The 17,540-nt window shown below is 72.3% G+C and carries 15 protein-coding genes and 1 tRNA gene; 13 read left to right on the forward strand and 3 right to left on the reverse strand.

The window, feature by feature from the left end:
* Positions 1-90: 90 nt before the first annotated feature.
* Together ACIP4P_RS33910 and ACIP4P_RS33915 are read right to left on the reverse strand one after the other, a co-directional pair.
* A complete protein-coding gene (locus tag ACIP4P_RS33910; protein ID WP_400925081.1) occupies positions 91-1,740 on the reverse strand; it encodes an APC family permease in 1,650 nt (549 codons plus the stop codon).
* 307 nt (positions 1,741-2,047) lie between these two features.
* A tRNA-Leu gene (locus ACIP4P_RS33915) sits at positions 2,048-2,132 on the reverse strand.
* 431 nt (positions 2,133-2,563) lie between these two features.
* Between ACIP4P_RS33915 and ACIP4P_RS33920 the strand changes: the two genes are divergently transcribed.
* Positions 2,564-3,085 carry an ATP-binding protein gene (locus tag ACIP4P_RS33920; RefSeq protein ID WP_400925083.1) on the forward strand — a complete coding sequence of 174 codons (522 nt, stop codon included), beginning with the start codon at positions 2,564-2,566 and terminating at the stop codon, positions 3,083-3,085.
* An 80-nt stretch (positions 3,086-3,165) separates the two neighbouring features.
* Here the strand turns inward: ACIP4P_RS33920 and idi are convergent, their stop codons facing one another.
* Positions 3,166-3,816 carry an isopentenyl-diphosphate Delta-isomerase gene (gene idi, locus ACIP4P_RS33925; RefSeq protein ID WP_400925085.1) on the reverse strand — a complete coding sequence of 217 codons (651 nt, stop codon included), beginning with the start codon at positions 3,814-3,816 and terminating at the stop codon, positions 3,166-3,168.
* A 489-nt stretch (positions 3,817-4,305) separates the two neighbouring features.
* Between idi and ACIP4P_RS33930 the strand changes: the two genes are divergently transcribed.
* From ACIP4P_RS33930 to ACIP4P_RS33985, 12 genes are all read left to right on the forward strand, one after another.
* Entirely contained in the window at positions 4,306-5,061 is a 756-nt protein-coding gene (locus tag ACIP4P_RS33930; RefSeq protein WP_400925087.1) for a sugar phosphate nucleotidyltransferase, read from the forward strand.
* Positions 5,049-6,110 carry an iron-containing alcohol dehydrogenase family protein gene (locus ACIP4P_RS33935; RefSeq protein ID WP_350512770.1) on the forward strand — a complete coding sequence of 354 codons (1,062 nt, stop codon included), beginning with the start codon at positions 5,049-5,051 and terminating at the stop codon, positions 6,108-6,110. Before ACIP4P_RS33930 ends, ACIP4P_RS33935 begins: the two co-directional genes overlap by 13 nt.
* Positions 6,111-6,201: 91 nt before the next feature.
* Positions 6,202-6,939, forward strand: coding sequence for a CDP-alcohol phosphatidyltransferase family protein (locus ACIP4P_RS33940; protein WP_350512825.1), 738 nt, complete (start codon positions 6,202-6,204; stop codon positions 6,937-6,939).
* On the forward strand, positions 6,936-7,850 hold the full coding sequence (locus tag ACIP4P_RS33945; protein WP_400925089.1) for a glycosyltransferase family 2 protein: 915 nt from the start codon (positions 6,936-6,938) through the stop codon (positions 7,848-7,850). The genes ACIP4P_RS33940 and ACIP4P_RS33945 overlap by 4 nt, the downstream gene beginning before the upstream one ends.
* Before the next feature lie 143 nt (positions 7,851-7,993).
* On the forward strand, positions 7,994-8,935 hold the full coding sequence (locus ACIP4P_RS33950) for an ABC transporter permease (protein ID WP_400925091.1): 942 nt from the start codon (positions 7,994-7,996) through the stop codon (positions 8,933-8,935).
* Positions 8,928-9,737, forward strand: coding sequence for an ABC transporter ATP-binding protein (locus ACIP4P_RS33955; RefSeq protein WP_400925093.1), 810 nt, complete (start codon positions 8,928-8,930; stop codon positions 9,735-9,737). Before ACIP4P_RS33950 ends, ACIP4P_RS33955 begins: the two co-directional genes overlap by 8 nt.
* Before the next feature lie 299 nt (positions 9,738-10,036).
* Complete coding sequence (hpnC, locus tag ACIP4P_RS33960) at positions 10,037-10,984, forward strand: squalene synthase HpnC (protein WP_400925095.1); 948 nt, start codon at positions 10,037-10,039, stop codon at positions 10,982-10,984.
* Positions 10,985-11,025: 41 nt separating this feature from the next.
* A complete protein-coding gene (hpnD, locus tag ACIP4P_RS33965) occupies positions 11,026-11,883 on the forward strand; it encodes a presqualene diphosphate synthase HpnD (protein WP_400925183.1) in 858 nt (285 codons plus the stop codon).
* 154 nt (positions 11,884-12,037) lie between these two features.
* Positions 12,038-13,465, forward strand: coding sequence for a hydroxysqualene dehydroxylase HpnE (gene hpnE, locus ACIP4P_RS33970; RefSeq protein ID WP_400925097.1), 1,428 nt, complete (start codon positions 12,038-12,040; stop codon positions 13,463-13,465).
* 197 nt (positions 13,466-13,662) lie between these two features.
* Positions 13,663-14,751: a polyprenyl synthetase family protein gene (locus tag ACIP4P_RS33975; protein WP_400925099.1), complete on the forward strand. Its 1,089-nt coding sequence runs from the start codon at positions 13,663-13,665 to the stop codon at positions 14,749-14,751.
* 7 nt (positions 14,752-14,758) lie between these two features.
* On the forward strand, positions 14,759-16,840 hold the full coding sequence (gene shc / locus ACIP4P_RS33980) for a squalene--hopene cyclase (RefSeq protein WP_400925101.1): 2,082 nt from the start codon (positions 14,759-14,761) through the stop codon (positions 16,838-16,840).
* The gene (locus tag ACIP4P_RS33985) at positions 16,837-17,538 is read left to right on the forward strand and encodes a 1-hydroxy-2-methyl-2-butenyl 4-diphosphate reductase (RefSeq protein ID WP_400925103.1); all 702 of its coding nucleotides are present in this window, start codon (positions 16,837-16,839) and stop codon (positions 17,536-17,538) included. The genes shc and ACIP4P_RS33985 overlap by 4 nt, the downstream gene beginning before the upstream one ends.
* Positions 17,539-17,540: the final 2 nt, after the last annotated feature.

Below are 17,540 nucleotides of genomic sequence, written 5' to 3' on the forward strand. Positions count from 1 at the left end.
GGCCGGGCCGAAGGGCCCGCGACGCCGAAGGGCCGGCGACGCCGAAGGGCCGGTCGGAATCCCGACCGGCCCTTCGAAGCACGTACCCGCTCAGACCCGCGAGGCCTCCGCGGCCCCGCTGGCGGCCTCGGCCGCCGGCTCGGTCTCCAGCTCCCGGCGCACCTCGGCCAGCGAGGGGTTGGCCCAGGCGCTGGCGACGCCCCAGTAGTAGAACGCCAGCCCGATCGCGGCCACGATCAGCAGGTCCCAGCCCTCCGGCAGGTACCCGTGTCCGCCGAAGTCGGAGCTGCCGGCCCAGGAGATCCCGGCCATCACGAACAGGTAGGCGACCATCCAGGCGCCCGCCTTGAGGTGCGGCTTCAGCTCGGGGAACGGCTTGCGCAGCTCGTACCAGGCCCAGATCGGCAGGCCGGCGGCCATCAGCAGGATGACCTTGCCGGTGAGCGGCCACTTGGCCCAGTACAGCACCAGCGAGCCGAACACCATGGCGATCGGCGCGATCACCGGCATGGCCTTGAGCTTCACCGGTCGCGGCAGGTCGGGGGCGAGTCGGCGCAGCGCCATCACGGCGACCGGGCCGGTGATGTAGGAGATCACGGTGGCCACCGAGACGATCTCGGCCAGCGAGCCCCAGCCGCGGAAGACCGCGAGGAACAGGAAGGCGACCACCAGGTTGAGCACCAGCGCGGGGCGCGGGATGCCGGTCTTGGCGTCGACCTTGCCGAAGACCTTCGGCAGGTGGCCGTTCTCCTGCACGCCGTGGATCATGCGCGAGGTGGTGGCGGCGTAGATCATGCCGGTGCCGGACGGCGAGACGAAGGCGTCCGCGTACAGCAGCATGGCGAGCCAGTTGAGGCCCCAGGCCATCGCGAGGTCGGCCAGTGGCGAGGTGTAGCCGAGGCCGCTCCAGCCGTTGGCCAGGCCCTCGTCCGGCACGGCGCCGAGGAAGGCGACCTGCAGCGCGATGTAGATCACCAGGGCGATCAGGATCGAGCTGATCACGGCCTTCGGCAGCGACTTGCCGGGGTTGCGGGCCTCACCGGCCAGGTTGAGCGGCGACTGGAAGCCGTTGAAGGCCCAGACGATGCCGGAGGTCGCGACGGCGGTGAACACCGCGCTCCAGCCGTTCGGCGCGAAGCCGCCGTGGTCGGTGAAGTGCGAGGTGTCGAAGTGCGCGAAGAGCAGGGCGCCGGCGGTCAGCGTCGGCACGACGACCTTGAACACGGTGATCGCCGTGTTGGTCTTGGCGAACAGCGTGATCGCGAACCAGTTCAGCGCGAAGTACACCAGGAGCAGGACGCTGGCCAGTGCGACGCCGCTGGTACTCAGCTCCTTGCCGTCGTACAGGGCTTTGGCCCAGCCGTAGTGCCAGGAGCTCATGTACTGGACGGAGGCGGTGGCCTCACCCGGGATGACCGAGACGATGGCGATCCAGTTGGCCCAGGCGGCCAGGTAGCCGGCCAGCGAGCCGTGCGAGTACTGCCCGTACCGGACCATGCCGCCGGCCTTGGGGAACATCGAACCCAGCTCGCTGTACGTGAGGGCGATGGTGAGTGCCACGGCGGCACCGATCACCCAGGCGAGGATCGAGGCGGGGCCGGCCAGCTTGGCCGCCCGCTCGGCGCCGAAGAGCCAGCCGGAACCGATGATCGACCCCAGTCCGACCGCGGTCAGACTGATGGTGCCGAGCGATCGGCGGTAGTTCTGGTGTGACGCCGTCGATGAATCGGGCTCACTCAACGTATCGGTCCTCTCGCTCGGGGTTCAGTGGTGGTGTCGGGGCTTTTGCGGTTTTGGGTCGGTATTTCGGACAAACCCCAGCAGCCTAGGGTCCGAAATGGGGCGAATACCTCAGAGGAAGCTCAAACCACTCGATCGTTGCCATCTCGTGTCCGATTTCCGGACGGTCCTGCTCCGCTTGGCGAGACGAGCGCCACACCGCCACCGGCGGTGGATCGAGGAGTGAGGTCGGCGCGGATCGGGAATCCGGCCGGAAAAAGGAAATTCCCCGCAGGATCCTTTCGGATTCCACGGGGAATTTCGGTTGTGTCCGAGGGGGGACTTGAACCCCCACGCCCGATAAAGGGCACTAGCACCTCAAGCTAGCGCGTCTGCCATTCCGCCACCCGGACGGGGTGTGTGCTTCGGGGGTTTTTCCCTCGCCCCCTCGGCGACAGAGAGAACATTACCAGGGTTCTGGAGTGCTTCTCACCTGCGTTTCCTCGGCCGGGCCCGACGGTCCGCCGCCGGGCCCGGCCGCCGGGTCGACCGTCGGGCCCGCGCGCCGCCCGCCCCACCCGCGCCGCAACGGGACGACCGGCCCGGCAGGACTGACTGGTACCGCTCGGCCGGGCGCTCGAACCCCGCCCGAAGTGGTGGTGAGCGCGAAGCAAACGATCGGTTCCGCCCCCACCCGTGATCGATTCCGATCGGAAGCGATCCGACACGGGCAACTTGTCGACGGTGCCACGGCCGCGCCGGGCGCTCTCCTAGCCTCTGTGGACCGAGGGCGCCATGATGCGGATCGCCTGATTCCCGGGTCGCGGACGAAGGGCGGCTGGACGTGGAGCAGATCAGCGGGGCGGCGAAGGCCGAGCCGAGACGCGACGGCCGGTCGGTCGGCCGGCGGTCGGTCGGTGGTCCGGCCGGTGGTCCGGTCGAGGGCGTGTGGCACTTCCGGGAGCCCGCCGTCGAGGCGTCCGTGCCGCGCACCCGCCACGCGGTGCGGGACTGCCTGCTGGCCCTGGGCATGACGGGTGTGCGCTACCAGGAGCTGGTGGACGACGTGCTGCTGATCGTCTCCGAGCTGGTCGGCAACGCGGTCAAGCACGCGGCCGAGCTGTCCCCCGAGGTGGCCACCGAGCTGTCGGTGCGCCGGGGCTGGGTGCGGATCTCGGTCGAGGACGGCGACCCGTACCGCCCGAAGGCGCTGGAGAGCGACACCGGCCGGACCGGCGGACGCGGCCTGCTGCTGGTGAAGAGCGTCACGCTGCAGGCCGGCGGGGTGTGCGACGTCGAACACACGGGGGAGGGCGGCAAGGTCATCTGGGCCTCGCTGCCCATCCCGCCGGAGCCCGAGCACTGACGGCCACCCCCACGGGCGCGGGCGACCGAACAGAGATGCCCGCCCCCACCGGGACGGGCACCCCCACGAGCCGGCGGCCGCTACCAGTCCCGCCCGGCGATCTCCCGGATCCCCGGCAGCGCGGCCTCGAAGACCGTCTCGAACCACACCGAGAACGGCCGCTCCGCCCGCAGCTCGCGCAGTTCCTGCGCGGTCACGAAGGCGTAGTCGTCGATCTCCTCCGGGTTCGGCTCGGCCGGCCCGGTCACCAGTCCCACGAACAGGTGGTTCCACTCCCGCTCGATCAGCCCGGAGGCCTCGTCCGGCAGGTCGTAGCGGACCGTCCCGGCCTCGCAGAGCAGGGCCGGCGCGACGCCGAACTCCTCGGCGGTGCGCCGAGCGGCGGCGACGAACGGCGGCTCGTCCGGGTACGGGTGCCCGCAGCAGGTGTTCGACCAGACCCCGGGGGAGTGGTACTTGCCGAGCGCCCGGCGCTGCAGCAGCATCCGGCCCTGGCGGTCGAAGAGGAACACCGAGAACGCCCGGTGCAGTCGGCCCGGCATCTGGTGGGCCCAGAGCTTCTCGGCCGTGCCGATCGTGACGCCTTCGTCGTCGACCAGTTCCAGCAGGATCTCGGCGCCCGCGGCGGCGGCGGAGGACCCCGGGTCGGCCGTCACGTCGGTCTCCACGTCCAGACCGGTGTCGATCTCGGCGGCGAACTGGCTCTGGTCGGTCGGCGGACTCTGGGGCATGGGGCCTCTTTCGGGAGCGGGAGCAACGGGAGCATCGGGTGCGTCCTGTGCACCGGGTGGAGTGCACGGGACACAGCGGGGGCACCGGCGCCGGCGTCGATCCCCAGTCTGCCGTATGGGTGGCGGTCCGGACGGGTCCCACGCACATCCGGGCGGATCATGACCACGGGGAGTCCGGATCCGGGCGGAGAAGGGTCCGAGTCGTCCACGGAAGGGTCATTGGTCTCGAAGAACCGTTCGGTATCCGTTCCCATCGTGTTCGATCACCGCTCCTCCACCCCACCGTCACCTCGCCGCCTCCGGGCGAGTTCGGGTGGGTCGCCCGGGTCGCCTACCATCACTTACGAAACGCTGCCCGGATCTGTGCCGGTTCGGCGCGCCGCCGTCGGGCCCGGCCGAACGCCGGTCCGGGGGCCGACAGAGCGCCGCCGTGACCGTCGGCACATCCCGCGCGCACCGCACGACGCACGACGGATCAGGAGACCCCGCATGATCGGCCTCGTTCTGGCAGCCGGCGCCGGCCGCCGGCTGCGCCCGTACACCGACACCCTGCCCAAGGCGCTGGTGCCGGTCGACGGGGAGCGGACCGTCCTGGACCTCACCCTGCGCAACTTCGCCGAGGTCGGGCTGCGTGACGCGGCGATCGTCGTCGGCTACCGCAAGGAGGCCGTCCAGGACCGCAAGGACGCCCTGGAGAGCAAGTACGGCGTCAAGCTCCACCTGGTCGAGAACGACAAGGCCGAGGAGTGGAACAACGCCTACTCGCTGTGGTGCGCCCGCGACCTCTTCGCCGAGGGCCTGCTGCTCGCCAACGGCGACACCGTCCACCCGGCCTCCGTCCAGCGCACCATGCTGGAGGGCAACCGGCGGCTGACCGAGGACGGCGGCGCCCCCGGCATCCTGCTCGCCCTCGACACGGTGAAGAAGCTCGCCGACGAGGAGATGAAGGTCGTCGTCGACCCGGCCACCGGAATGCGCCGGATCACCAAGCTGATGGACCCGGCCGAGGCGACCGGCGAGTACATCGGCGTCACCGTGATCAACCCGTCCGCCGCCGCCGACCTCACCGACGCGCTGCGCGCCACCTACGAGCGCGACCCGCAGCTGTACTACGAGGACGGCTACCAGGAGATGGTGAACCGGGGCCTGCGGATCGACGTGCAGCCGATCGGCGAGGTGTCCTGGGTCGAGGTCGACAACCACGACGACCTGGCGAAGGCGCGGGAGATCGCGTGCCAGTACTGACCCGACTGGTCCCGTCGCCGCTGTTCGCCGAGATCCGCCCGGGCGCGCTGGACGCGCTCGGCGGCATCCTGGCGGACCAGCGGCTGTCGGCCTCGGGCCGGATCGCGGTGGCGATCAGCAACGGCTCGGGCGCCGCGATGCGCGAGCGCCTGGAGCCCGCCCTGCCCGGCGCCGACTGGTACAACGTGGACGACGGCAGCCTCGACAGCGCGGTGCGCTTCGCCGAGGAGATGCGCGGCAAGCACTACGACGCGGTCGTCGGCCTCGGCGGCGGCAAGATCATCGACGCCGCCAAGTACGCCGCCGCCCGGGTCGGCCTGCCGGTGGTCGCGGTGGCCACCAACCTGGCCCACGACGGCATCTGCTCGCCGGTCTCCACCCTCGACAACGACACCGGCCGGGGCTCCTACGGGGTGCCCAGCCCGATCGGCATCGTGGTCGACCTGGACGTGATCCGGCAGGCCCCGCAGCGCTTCGTGGCGGGCGGCATCGGCGACGTGGTCTCCAACATCTCGGCCTGCGCGGACTGGGAGTTGTCGCACGCGGTCACCGGCGAGCCGGTGGACGGACTGGCCGTCGCGATGGCCCGTTCGGCGGGCGAGAACCTGCTGCGGCACCCGGGGAGCACTCAGGACCAGGACCTCCTGACGGCCCTCGCCGAAGCCCTGGTACTGTCCGGCATCGCGATGAACATCGCGGGCAGCACCCGGCCTTCCTCGGGCGCCTGCCACGAGATCTCGCATGCCCTGGACGTGCTGTACCCCAAGCGTTCCGCCCAGCACGGCGAACAGGTGGGCCTCGGCGCCGCGTTCGCCAGTTTCCTGCGGGGCGAGCGCGAGCTGACCGGTCTGATCGTGGAGCGCCTGGCGAGCCATGGACTGCCGGTGACCGCAGCTCAAATCGGTTTCAGCGAAGCGGAGTTCACCGAGGCGGTGCACTACGCTCCGAACACCCGCCCGGGGCGCTTCACCATCCTGGAACACCTCGACCTCTCCCCTTCCGCAATCAGGGACGCGTACGCCGACTATGTCCAAGCCGTCAACAGCTGACCCCTCCACCGCGGGTGCCGAGCGGCCCCCGGTGGACCTGAGCCGCAGGCCCTCGATCGAGGAACTGCGTGCGGTGATCCACCCGGAGGGCATGCTCCAGCGCCGCAGCGCCGAGCACTGGGCCGGGCGTCTGTACATGCGGAGGATCTCGCTGCGGATCACCCGCGTGCTGTCCACCGTGACGGCGATCACGCCCAACGGCCTGACCTACCTGATGATGTTCACCGGCATCCTGGCCGGCGCCGCCCTGGTCCTGCCGGGCATCACCGGCGCGGTCCTGGGCGCGCTGCTGATCCAGGTCTACCTGCTGCTGGACTGCGTGGACGGCGAGGTGGCCCGCTGGCGTCGGCAGACCTCGCTCACCGGGGTCTACCTGGACCGGGTCGGACACTACATGTCCGAGGCGGCCCTGCTGACCGGCCTCGGCCTGCGCGCCACCGACCTGCTGCACCGCGAGGGCAGCGGCTCGCACTGGGAGTGGGCGTTCCTCGGCACGCTGGCCGCGCTCGGCGCGATCCTGATCAAGTCCGAGACGGACCTGGTGGACGTCGCCCGGGCCCGCAGCGGCATGACCGCGGTCGAGGACAGCGCCTCGGTGCCGCGCTCGGCCTCGGTGGCCAGGGCCCGCAAGGCGGCCTCCCTGCTGAAGTTCCACCGGCTGGTCGGCGCGGTCGAGGCCTCGCTGTTCATCCTCGCGGCCGGGATCGGCGACGCCGTCCACGGCGGGCTGTTCTTCACCCGCCTCGCGGTCGTGGTGCTGGCGGCGATCGCCATGCTGCAGACCGTCCTGCACCTGTTGAGCATCGTCCTTTCGAGCAGGCTCCGATGAACACTTCCACTTCTTCCACGTCCACGACGGCCGAGGACTTCCGCCTCGGCGCGGTCATCATCACCATGGGCAACCGGCCGGTCGAGCTCAACGCCCTGATCGAATCGGTCCGCGCCCAGGAGGGCCCGGCGGTCGAGTTCGCCGTGGTCGGCCAGGGCGTCCGGCTGTCCGAGCTGCCCGAGGGCGTGCGCAGCGTCGAGCTGCCGGAGAACCTCGGCATCCCGGGCGGGCGCAACGTCGGCATCGAGCTGTTCGGGCCGGACGGCCGGGAGGTGGACGCCGTCCTCTTCCTGGACGACGACGGCCTGCTGCCGCGCACCGACTCGGCCCGGCTGCTGCGCGAGGCCTTCACCTCCGACCCGGAACTGGGCATCGTGTCCTTCCGGATCGAGGACCCGGAGACCGGGGTCACCCAGCGCCGGCACGTCCCCCGGCTGCGCGCCAGCGACCCGCTGCGCTCCTCCCGGGTGACCACCTTCCTGGGCGGCGCGAGCGCCGTGCGCTGCAAGGTGTTCGAGCAGGCCGGGCAGCTGCCCGCCGAGTTCTTCTACGCCCACGAGGAGACCGACCTCGCGTGGCGCGCCCTGGACGCCGGTTGGGCCATCGACTACCGCGCGGACGTGGTGCTGCACCACCCCGCCACGTCGCCGGCCCGGCACGCGACCTACTTCCACAACGTGGCCCGTAACAGGGTCTGGCTCGCGAGGCGGAACCTTCCGGCCCCGTTGGTGCCTCTCTATCTGGGAACCTGGTTTCTGCTGACCCTGGCCCGACGTCCCTCCGCGGAGGGGCTGAAGGCCTGGCTGAGCGGATTCCGGGCGGGCTTCCGCGAACCCTGCGGTCAGCGGAAGCCGATGCGATGGCGTACCGTCTGGCGACTGACCAGGATGGGCCGACCTCCGATCATCTGATTGGATCAGGTGATCGATCGCTTCCGGCCGGTGACCACACACCGGCCGGGCCTCCCCCCGTGATCCCAGTGGATCCCCATCGGCGCAAGGCCGGCGGACCCCGCCGACCGGCCGCCCCGACCGATCCCGCGCGAAGGACGAATGTGTCGACAGTGAGTGAACCCGTCAGCCTCTCAGCCCCCACGGGGGCGGACGCGGGCCTGACCCCCAAGCAGCTTGCGGACAAGTACGGTCTGTCGGTGAGCGGTGCCCGCCCCGGACTGTTCGCCTACACCAAGCAGCTCTGGAGCCGGCGCCACTTCATCTGGGCCTTCGCCACCGCCCGTCTGGTGGCCCAGTACACCGACGCCAAGCTGGGCCAGCTCTGGCAGGTCGTGACCCCGCTGCTCAACTGCGGGGTGTTCTACCTGGTCTTCGGCGTCATCCTGGCGAGCAAGCAGGGCTTCCCCGGGCACACCTACATCTCCTGGCTGTGCATCGGCGTCTTCGTCTTCCAGTTCACCCAGAACGCCGTGCAGTCCGGCACCCGGGCGATCTCCGACAACCTCGGCCTGATCCGGGCGCTGCACTTCCCGCGCGCCAGCCTGCCGATCGCCTTCACCGTGATCCAGCTCCAGCAGCTGCTGATCTCGATGGTGGTCCTGGTCATCACCGTGCTCGCGGGCGGCGTCACGCCGGGCAAGACCTGGCTGCTGGTCATCCCGGCGCTGCTGCTGCAGACGCTGTTCAACACCGGCGTCTCGCTGATCTTCGCCCGGATCGGTTCCAAGACCAGTGACATCTCCCAGCTGATCCCGTTCGTGATGCGGGCCTGGATGTTCCTGTCCGGCGTGATGTTCAGCATCCAGGACAAGATCCAGAGCTGGCCGCACTCCATCCAGACGATCATGGCCCTCAACCCGGCCTCGGTCTACATGAACCTGCTGCGCCACGCCTTCGCGCCGGTCATCTACAACAAGCACCAGCCCGTGCACCAGACCCTGCCGCCGCACCAGTGGACCTACGGCATCGCCTGGGCGGTCGGGATCTTCATCATCGGATACGTCTTCTTCTGGAAGGCCGAGGAGGAGTACGGCCGTGGCTGACACCGACCTGAGCAAGCGCGACGTGGTGACGGACACCAAGATCGCCCGCGAGCCCACCGTCGTCGTCGACGACGTGCACATCGTCTACCGGGTGCACGGCGCCGGCTCCGGCAAGGGCAGCGCCACCTCGGCGATCAGCCGCATCCTCAGCCGCAAGCGCGGCTCCGGCGTGCGCGAGGTGCACGCGGTGAAGGGCATCAGCTTCACCGCGTACAAGGGCGAGGCGATCGGTCTGATCGGCTCCAACGGCTCCGGCAAGTCGACCATGCTGTCCGCCATCGCGGGCCTGCTGCCGACCGAGAAGGGCGGCATCTACACCAACGGCCAGCCCTCGCTGCTGGGCGTCAACGCGGCCCTGATGAACGAGCTCACCGGTGAGCGCAACGTCATTCTGGGCTGCCTGGCGATGGGCATGACCCCGGCCCAGGTGAAGGCGCGCTACCAGGAGATCGTCGACTTCTCCGGCATCAACGACAAGGGCGACTTCATCTCCCTGCCGATGCGCACCTACTCCTCCGGCATGGGCGCCCGGCTGCGCTTCTCGATCGCCGCGGCCAAGACCCACGACGTGCTGCTGATCGACGAGGCGCTGGCCACCGGCGACCAGGCCTTCCAGCAGCGCAGCAAGCGCCGCATCGACGAGCTGCGCGGCTCCGCCGGTACGGTCTTCCTGGTCAGCCACGACAACAACTCGATCCGCGAGGTCTGCGAGCGGACCATCTGGATCGAGGCCGGCGAGCTGGTCATGGACGGCCCGACCGAGGAGGTCGTCGGCCGGTACGAGCGCGGCGAGCGCCCGTAACCGTCCGCGCGAAAAGCCCTGGCACCGAAGGGCCGGTCCCGGAATACTCCGGAACCGGCCCTTCGGCGTGCCGCCCTACCCCGGGTGGCCCGCCGCCGCGGGGGTGAGCGCCACCGTGCGCCGGGCGGGGCGCTCTTCTCGGGCGCGTCGCGGGGTGTCAGGCTGGGGGCCGCGGGGGCGGTGTGCCGTGCGTGACGCCCGCGCTCGGACGCGTGTCCGAGTCGGACCGGTGGTACCCAGCGGTGTAGAACGGGGGAGTGACTGCAGTGTCGGCTTCGGCCCAGCCCAGAGATACGCCGGTGAACCCTTCCGCGGGACAGACCCTGGACAAGGCGGGTGCGGAGAACTTCCCGGTCGCCCCCTTCTTCCTGCCCGCGGCCTGGCGCGACGACCTGATGGCCGTCTACGGCTTCGCCCGGCTGGTCGACGACGCCGGCGACGGGGACCTCGCCGACCCGGCCGCCACCGCCGCCCTGCTCGGGGTCGAGCAGCGGCCCCCCGCCACCCCTTCGGCCCAGTCCGGCCCGCCGAGCCCGGCGGAGGTCTCCTTCCGGTTCGCACTGCTGGACGGACTGGAGCACGACCTCGACCGGGTGTTCGAGTCCGCCCTGCGTCCCGGCGGCGCCGAACAGCCCCGCCACCCGCTGCTGGCCCGGCTGGTCCCGCTGGTCGACCGGCACGGCCTGACCCCCGAGCCGTTCCGCCGTCTGATCGAGGCCAACCGGGTGGACCAGACCACCACCCGCTACGCCGGCTACGAGGACCTGGTCGGCTACTGCACGCTCTCCGCGGACCCGGTCGGCCGCCTGGTGCTGGCCATCGCCGGCGTCTCCACCCCCGAGCGGATCGAGCTCTCCGACGCCATCTGCACCGCCCTCCAGCTGGTCGAACACATCCAGGACGTGGCCGAGGACCTCACCCGCGGCCGGATCTACCTCCCCGCCGAGGACCTCGAACGCTTCGGCGTCACCGAGGAGGAGCTCGCCGAGCCCGCCGCGACCGGTGCGGTTCGGGAACTGATCGCCTTCGAGGTCGAACGGGCCCGCACCCTGCTCGACCACGGCGCACCATTGGTAGGTACGGTTCGGGGGAGGCTTCGACTGCTCCTGGCGGGATTCACCGCAGGTGGTTACGCGGCCCTGGCGGCCGTCGAGGACGCCGGGTACGACGTACTCGCCCGGCAGGCGAAGCCGGACAAGCGCCGCCTCGCAATGAAGGCGGCGGCCATCTTCGCGAAGGGAAGGTGAACGCCCGAGTGGCGGCATCACCACTGGCGTCGGCCCCGACCATGGCGGCGTACCGGTACTGCGAGGCAGTCACCGGGCTGCAGGCGCGCAACTTCAGCTACGGCATCCGGCTGCTTCCCGAACCCAAGCGGCTGGCCATGTCGGCCCTGTACGCGCTGGCCCGCCGGGTGGACGACATCGGCGACGGCGACCTCCCGGCCGACCGCAAGGCCGAGGCGCTGGTGCGCACCCGGGAGCTGGTGGACGAGGTCCGCGCCGGCACGGTCGCCGAGGACGACACCGACCCGATCAAGGTCGCCCTGGCCGACGCGGCCCGGCGCTTCCCGATCCCGCTCGGCGGCTTCGACGAGCTGATCGACGGCGTGGAGATGGACCTCAAGGGCGCCGAGTACCAGACCTACGAGGAGCTGAAGGTCTACTGCCGCTGCGTGGCGGGCGCGATCGGCCGGCTCTCGCTGGGCGTCTACGGCTGCGACGACCCCGAGCGCGGGGCGCATTACGCGGACACCCTGGGCCTGGCCCTGCAGCTCACCAACATCCTGCGCGACCTGCGCGAGGACGCCCTGACCGGCCGCACCTACCTGCCCAGCGAGGACCTGGCCCGGTTCGGCTGCGAGCAGGGCTTCGCGCTGCCCAAGCCGCCGGTCGGCGCGGACTTCACCGGACTGGTGGCCTTCGAGGCCGCCCGCGCCCAGGCCGCCTTCGAGGAGGGCCTGCGCCTGCTGCCGATGCTCGACCGCCGCAGCCGCGCCTGCACCGCCGCGATGGCCGGGATCTACCACCGGCTGCTCGGCCGGATCGCCGCCGATCCCGAGTCGGTGCTGCGCGGCCGGGTCTCGCTGCCGGGCTGGGAGAAGGCGTACGTCGCGCTTTCCGGGCTCGCCGGGGGGCGTTCTTGAATCTCGTCACAGTTCTGTCACGCTGTGTCAGCGGGGAATCACATCCGGGTAGAGCCGTGTTGACCACGTCGCTGACCACGAGGGTGCCGGCCGCGAGCGGGCCGGCCACCGCGACCGCCGCCGGGCGGTCCGGCGACTGCGAGGGGGAGGGTCGATGACCGGGCGAGCCGTTGCCGCACGCCCGGCCGCCGTCGTGGTCGGCGGCGGCCTGGCAGGCATCACCACCGCACTGCGACTGGCCGAGGCCGGCCACGACGTCACCCTCGCCGAGGGGCGTCCCCGACTCGGCGGCCTGGCCTTCTCCTTCCAGCGCGGCGAGCTGACCGTCGACAACGGCCAACACGTCTTCCTGCGCTGCTGCACCGCCTACCGCGGCCTGCTGGAGCGCCTCGGCGCCACCCGGATGACCCACCTCCAGGACCGGCTGGACGTCCCGGTGCTCTCCGTCACCGGCCCCGACCGGGCCCCGGTGCGCACCCTCGGCCGACTGCGCCGGGCCGGTCTGCCCGTCCCGCTGCACCTGGCCGGCAGCCTGGCCCGCTACCCCCACCTGTCCCCGGCCGACCGGGCCCGGGTGGTCCGCGGCGCCCTCGCCCTGAACGGCCTGGACCTCGCCGACCCGGCCCTGGACGAGCTCTCCTTCGGCGAGTGGCTGCGCCGCAACGGGCAGAACGCGGCCACCACGGCCGCCCTGTGGGACCTGGTCGGCGTGGCCACCCTGAACGCCCGGGCCGACCAGGTGTCGCTGGCGCTCGCCGCGATGGTCTTCAAGACCGGCCTGCTCTCCGACCCCGGGGCCTCCGACATCGGCATCGCCGCCGTTCCGCTCGGGGTGATCCACCACGACCGGGCGCTCGCCGAGCTGGAACGCGCCGGCGTGCGGGTGCTGCTGCGCGCCCGGGTCGCGGAGCTCAAGCCCGCCACGCCCCAGCACGCCGTCCGGCTGGAGGGCGGTGAGCTGCTCACCGCCGACACCGTGGTGCTGGCCGGGGCCCAGGACACCGCGGCCGCCCTGCTGCCGCCGGGCGCCGTCCCCCAGCGGCTGGCGGACCTCGGCACCACGCCGATCCTCAACGTGCACGTGGTCTACGACCGCAAGGTGCTGCGCCGACCGTTCTTCGCCGCGCTCGACAGCCCGGTCCAATGGGTCTTCGACCGCACCACCCACTCGGGCCTGGCCGGCACCCCGATCGGCCGAACCCACCCGGGCGCCCAGTACCTGGCGCTCTCGCAGTCCGCCGTCCAGGACGAGATCGACCTGCCGGTCGCCGAACTCCGCGACCGCTACCTGCCCGAGCTGGCCCGGCTGCTCCCGGCCGCCGCGGGCGCCGAGGTGCTGGACTTCTTCGTCACCCGGGAGCGCACCGCCACCTTCGACGGGGCCCCGGGCAGCGCCGCGCTGCGCCCGGCGGCCGCGACCGGCGTCCCCGGGCTGCTGCTGGCCGGCGCCTGGACCGCCACCGGCTGGCCCGCGACCATGGAGGGCGCCGTGCGCAGCGGCCACGCCGCGGCCGACGCCGCGCTCGCCGCGGCCGGCGCCCGGGTGCCGGTGGACCGGGGCGACGGGCGGTGGCCGAGGTGACGGTGGGCCCCGGCGCCGGAGAGCCCGCCAGAGCCGACGGGCGTACCGTCGGCCCCATCGGCCGTACCGACACCGTTCGTTCCGGCACCACCCGCACTGGCACCACTCGTACTGGCACCACTCGTACTGGCACCAGCCGCACCGACAGCACCCGGCCGCCCCGTGCGGTCCGGCACCACGAGGGAGAGGGAACGCACGTGGAGTCACGCACCGGCTTCGCCGTCGGAGGCACGGCGCACGCCGAACCGGTCTCCGTGCCGGAGCTGCTCGCCCGCAGCCGTACGCTCTGCACCCCGCCGCTCCGGGCCGCCGTCGCCCGTCTGGCCGCACCCATGGACACCGTCGCCGCGTACCACTTCGGCTGGATCGACCGGGACGGCACCCTGGTGGAGGGCGACGGCGGCAAGGCCGTGCGCCCGGCCCTGGCGCTGCTGTCGGCCCGGGCGGCCGGTGCGGCGGCCGAGGTGGGCGTGCCCGGTGGGGTGGCGGTTGAACTGGTGCACAACTTTTCCCTCCTTCATGATGATCTGATGGACGGTGACGAGACCCGGCGGCACCGGGCCACCGCCTGGACGGTCTTCGGGCCGGCCCAGGCGATCCTGGTCGGCGACGCCCTGGCGACGCTCGGCACGGAGGTGCTGCTCGACGCCGCGGTGACCGGTGGCGCGAGCCCCACCGACGCCGCGCGGGCCGTCCGGCTGCTCACCACGGCGACCCGCCGACTGATCGACGGCCAGGCCATGGACGTCGCCTTCGAACAGCGCGACAGTGTCACCGTCGCCGAGTGCCTGGAGATGGAGGGCGGCAAGACCGCCGCCCTGCTCTCCGCCGCCTCGGCGATCGGCGCCGTCCTGGCCGGGGCCGACGACAAGGTCTCCGACGCGCTCCAGCGCTACGGCCACCACCTGGGCCTGGCCTTCCAGGCGGTGGACGACCTGCTGGGCATCTGGGGTGCGACCGAGGTCACCGGCAAGCCGCACTGGGGCGACCTGCGCCAGCGCAAGAAGTCCCTGCCGGTCGCCGCCGCCCTGGCCGAGGGCGGGGCCGCCTCCCGCCGGCTGGCCGAGCAGCTCGCCGACCCGAAGGGCCGCGGTGAGGAGGGCGAGCCCGAGCTCGCCGCCCGGGCCGCGCTGATCGAGGAGGCCGGCGGCCGCGCCTGGACCCAGGAGGAGGCCCGCCGCCAGCACACGACTGCCCTCGCCGCCCTGGACGAGGTGCCCATGGCCGACGGGGTGCGCGAGCACTTCGTCGCACTCGCCGAATTCGTGGTGGTACGAGAGAGGTGACGTTACGTTGACAGCAACCGCGGACGGCCGGCTCGACCCTGAGTACGATTCCGAGCCGGTCGCGGTGGGCGACCGCCCCCCGACCCTGTTGGGCGCGGGGCGGCGCCAGCCCGAGGACACCGACCGGCCGCGGCCGGTCGGTGAGGCGGGCCGGCAGCCCGGTGACGCGCGCGAGGCGCTCGCGCGTGCCACCACCCACCTGCTCTCGCTGCAGTCCTCCGAGGGCTGGTGGAAGGGCGACCTGGAGACCAACGTCACCATGGACGCCGAGGACTTACTGCTCCGCCAGTTCCTGGGCATCCGGACCGAGGAGCAGACCCGGGCCACCGCCGAGTGGATCCGCTCCCAGCAGCGGGAGGACGGCACCTGGGCCACCTTCCACGGCGGGCCGGCCGAACTGTCCACCACCGTCGAGGCCTACGTCGCCCTCAAACTCGCCGGCGACGACCCGAACGCCCCGCACATGCTGGCCGCCGCGCGCTACGTCCGCTCCGCCGGGGGCATCGCGGCCGCCCGGGTGTTCACCCGGATCTGGCTCGCGCTCTTCGGCTGGTGGCCCTGGGAACGGCTGCCCGAGATGCCACCCGAGATCATCTTCCTGCCCAAGTGGCTGCCGCTGAACATCTACGCCTTCGGCTGCTGGGCCCGCCAGACCATCGTCCCGCTGACCATCGTCTCGGCCCACCGCCCGGTCCGTCCGGCCCCCTTCGCGCTCACCGAGCTGCACACCGACCCGGACCACCCCTTCCCCGACCGGCCGTTCGCCCCCGCCACCAGCTGGGACGGCATGTTCGAGCGCCTGGACAAGGTGCTGCACGCCTACCACCGCCGGGCCTTCCGACCGCTGCGCCGACTCGCCGTCGCCCAGGCCTGCCGCTGGATCGTCGAGCGCCAGGAGGCGGACGGCTGCTGGGGCGGCATCCAGCCGCCGGCCGTCTACTCGCTGATCGCCCTGCACCTGGAGGGCTACGAGCTGGAGCACCCGGTGATGACGGCCGGGCTCTCCTCCTTCGACCGCTTCACCGTGCACACCGAGGACGGCATGCGCTGGATGGAGGCCTGCCAGTCCCCGGTCTGGGACACCTGCCTGGCCACCATCGCGCTGGTCGACGCCGGGGTGCCGGCCGACCACCCGGCGCTGGTCTCCGCGGTCGACTGGATGCTCGCCGAGGAGATCCGCAAGCCCGGTGACTGGTCCGTCCAGCGGCCCGCCCTGCCGGCCGGCGGCTGGGCCTTCGAGTTCGAGAACGACACCTACCCCGACATCGACGACACCGCCGAGGTGGTGCTGGCGCTGCGCCGGGTCGCCCACCCCGACCAGGGCCGGGTCGACGCGGCGGTGGACCGGGGCGTGCTGTGGAACCTCGGGATGCAGTCCAAGAACGGCGCCTGGGGCGCCTTCGACGTGGACAACACCAGCCTGCTGCCGAACAAGCTGCCGTTCTGCGACTTCGGCGAGGTGGTCGACCCGCCGTCCGCCGACGTCACCGCCCACGTCGTGGAGATGCTCGCCGAGACCGGCCGGGCCCGGGACCCGCGGACCCGGCGCGGCATCGAGTGGCTGCTGCGCAACCAGGAGGCGGACGGCTCCTGGTTCGGCCGCTGGGGCACCAACTACATCTACGGCACCGGCTCGGTGCTGCCCGCCCTGGCCGCGGCCGGCGTCCCGGACGAGCACCCGGCGATCCGCCGGGCGGTGCGCTGGCTGGAGGACCGGCAGAACGCCGACGGCGGCTGGGGCGAGGACATGCGCTCCTACGACGACCCGGCGCGCTGGGCCGGACGCGGCGACTCCACCGCCTCGCAGACCGCATGGGCGCTGATGGCACTGCTCTCGGCGGGCGAGGGCCCGGACGGCCGGACCAACCCGGCGGTGGAACGCGGGGTGGAGTGGCTGGTGCGCACCCAGCTGCCCGAGGGCACCTGGGACGAACCGCAGTTCACCGGCACCGGCTTCCCCTGGGACTTCTCCATCAACTACCACCTCTACCGGCTGGTCTTCCCGGTCACCGCGCTCGGCCGCTACCTCAACGGCGCCCCGGGCATGGTGTCGCCGGGCGGCACCCCGACGATCGGGGCGGCGCGGTGACCACCGCCCCCCTGCTGGTGCTCTGCGCCCTGGGCCCCGAGGTGTGGGCCCTGCGCGGCGGTGACTGGCGCGGCTCGGCCGGCGGACCGCCGGTGCTGGTGCGCACCGGGGTCGGCCGGCGGCGCGCCGGGACGGCCGTGCGCCGGCTGCTCGGCTCCGCCCCGGGCGGCTACGGCGCGGTCGTGGTCGCGGGCTTCGGCGCCGCCGTCGGACCGGGCGTGGCACCCGGCGAGGTGGTGGCCGCCGACGGCGTGCGCGACGCCGAGGGCCATCTCTACCCGGTCGACTCCGGGCCGGAACTGGCCCGGGCGCTCAAGGAACAGGGCCTGACCGCGCACACCGGGGTGCACCACACCGCCGACCACGTGGTGCGCGGCATCGAGCGGCGCGCCCTGCACCTCCAGGGCGCGCTCGCCGTCGACATGGAGGCGGCGGCCGTGCTGGCCGCGCTGCGGGAGGTGCGCCCGGTCCTGCCGGTCGCGGTGCTGCGGGTGGTGGTGGACACCCCCGAGCACGAACTGCTGCGGCCCGGCACCCTGCCGGCCGGGGTGCGCGCCTGGCGGACCCTGCGGGCGACGGTACCCGCCCTGGTCGACTGGTACCGGCAGGAGCACGTCACGGGCTCCCAGGAGCACGTCACGGGCTCCGCAGACCTGAACCACCCCACATCCTCGACGCTCCCCCAGGAGGCGAGCTAGCC

It is taken from the genome of Kitasatospora sp. NPDC089509, from assembly GCF_044749365.1.
Lineage (GTDB): Bacteria > Actinomycetota > Actinomycetes > Streptomycetales > Streptomycetaceae > Kitasatospora.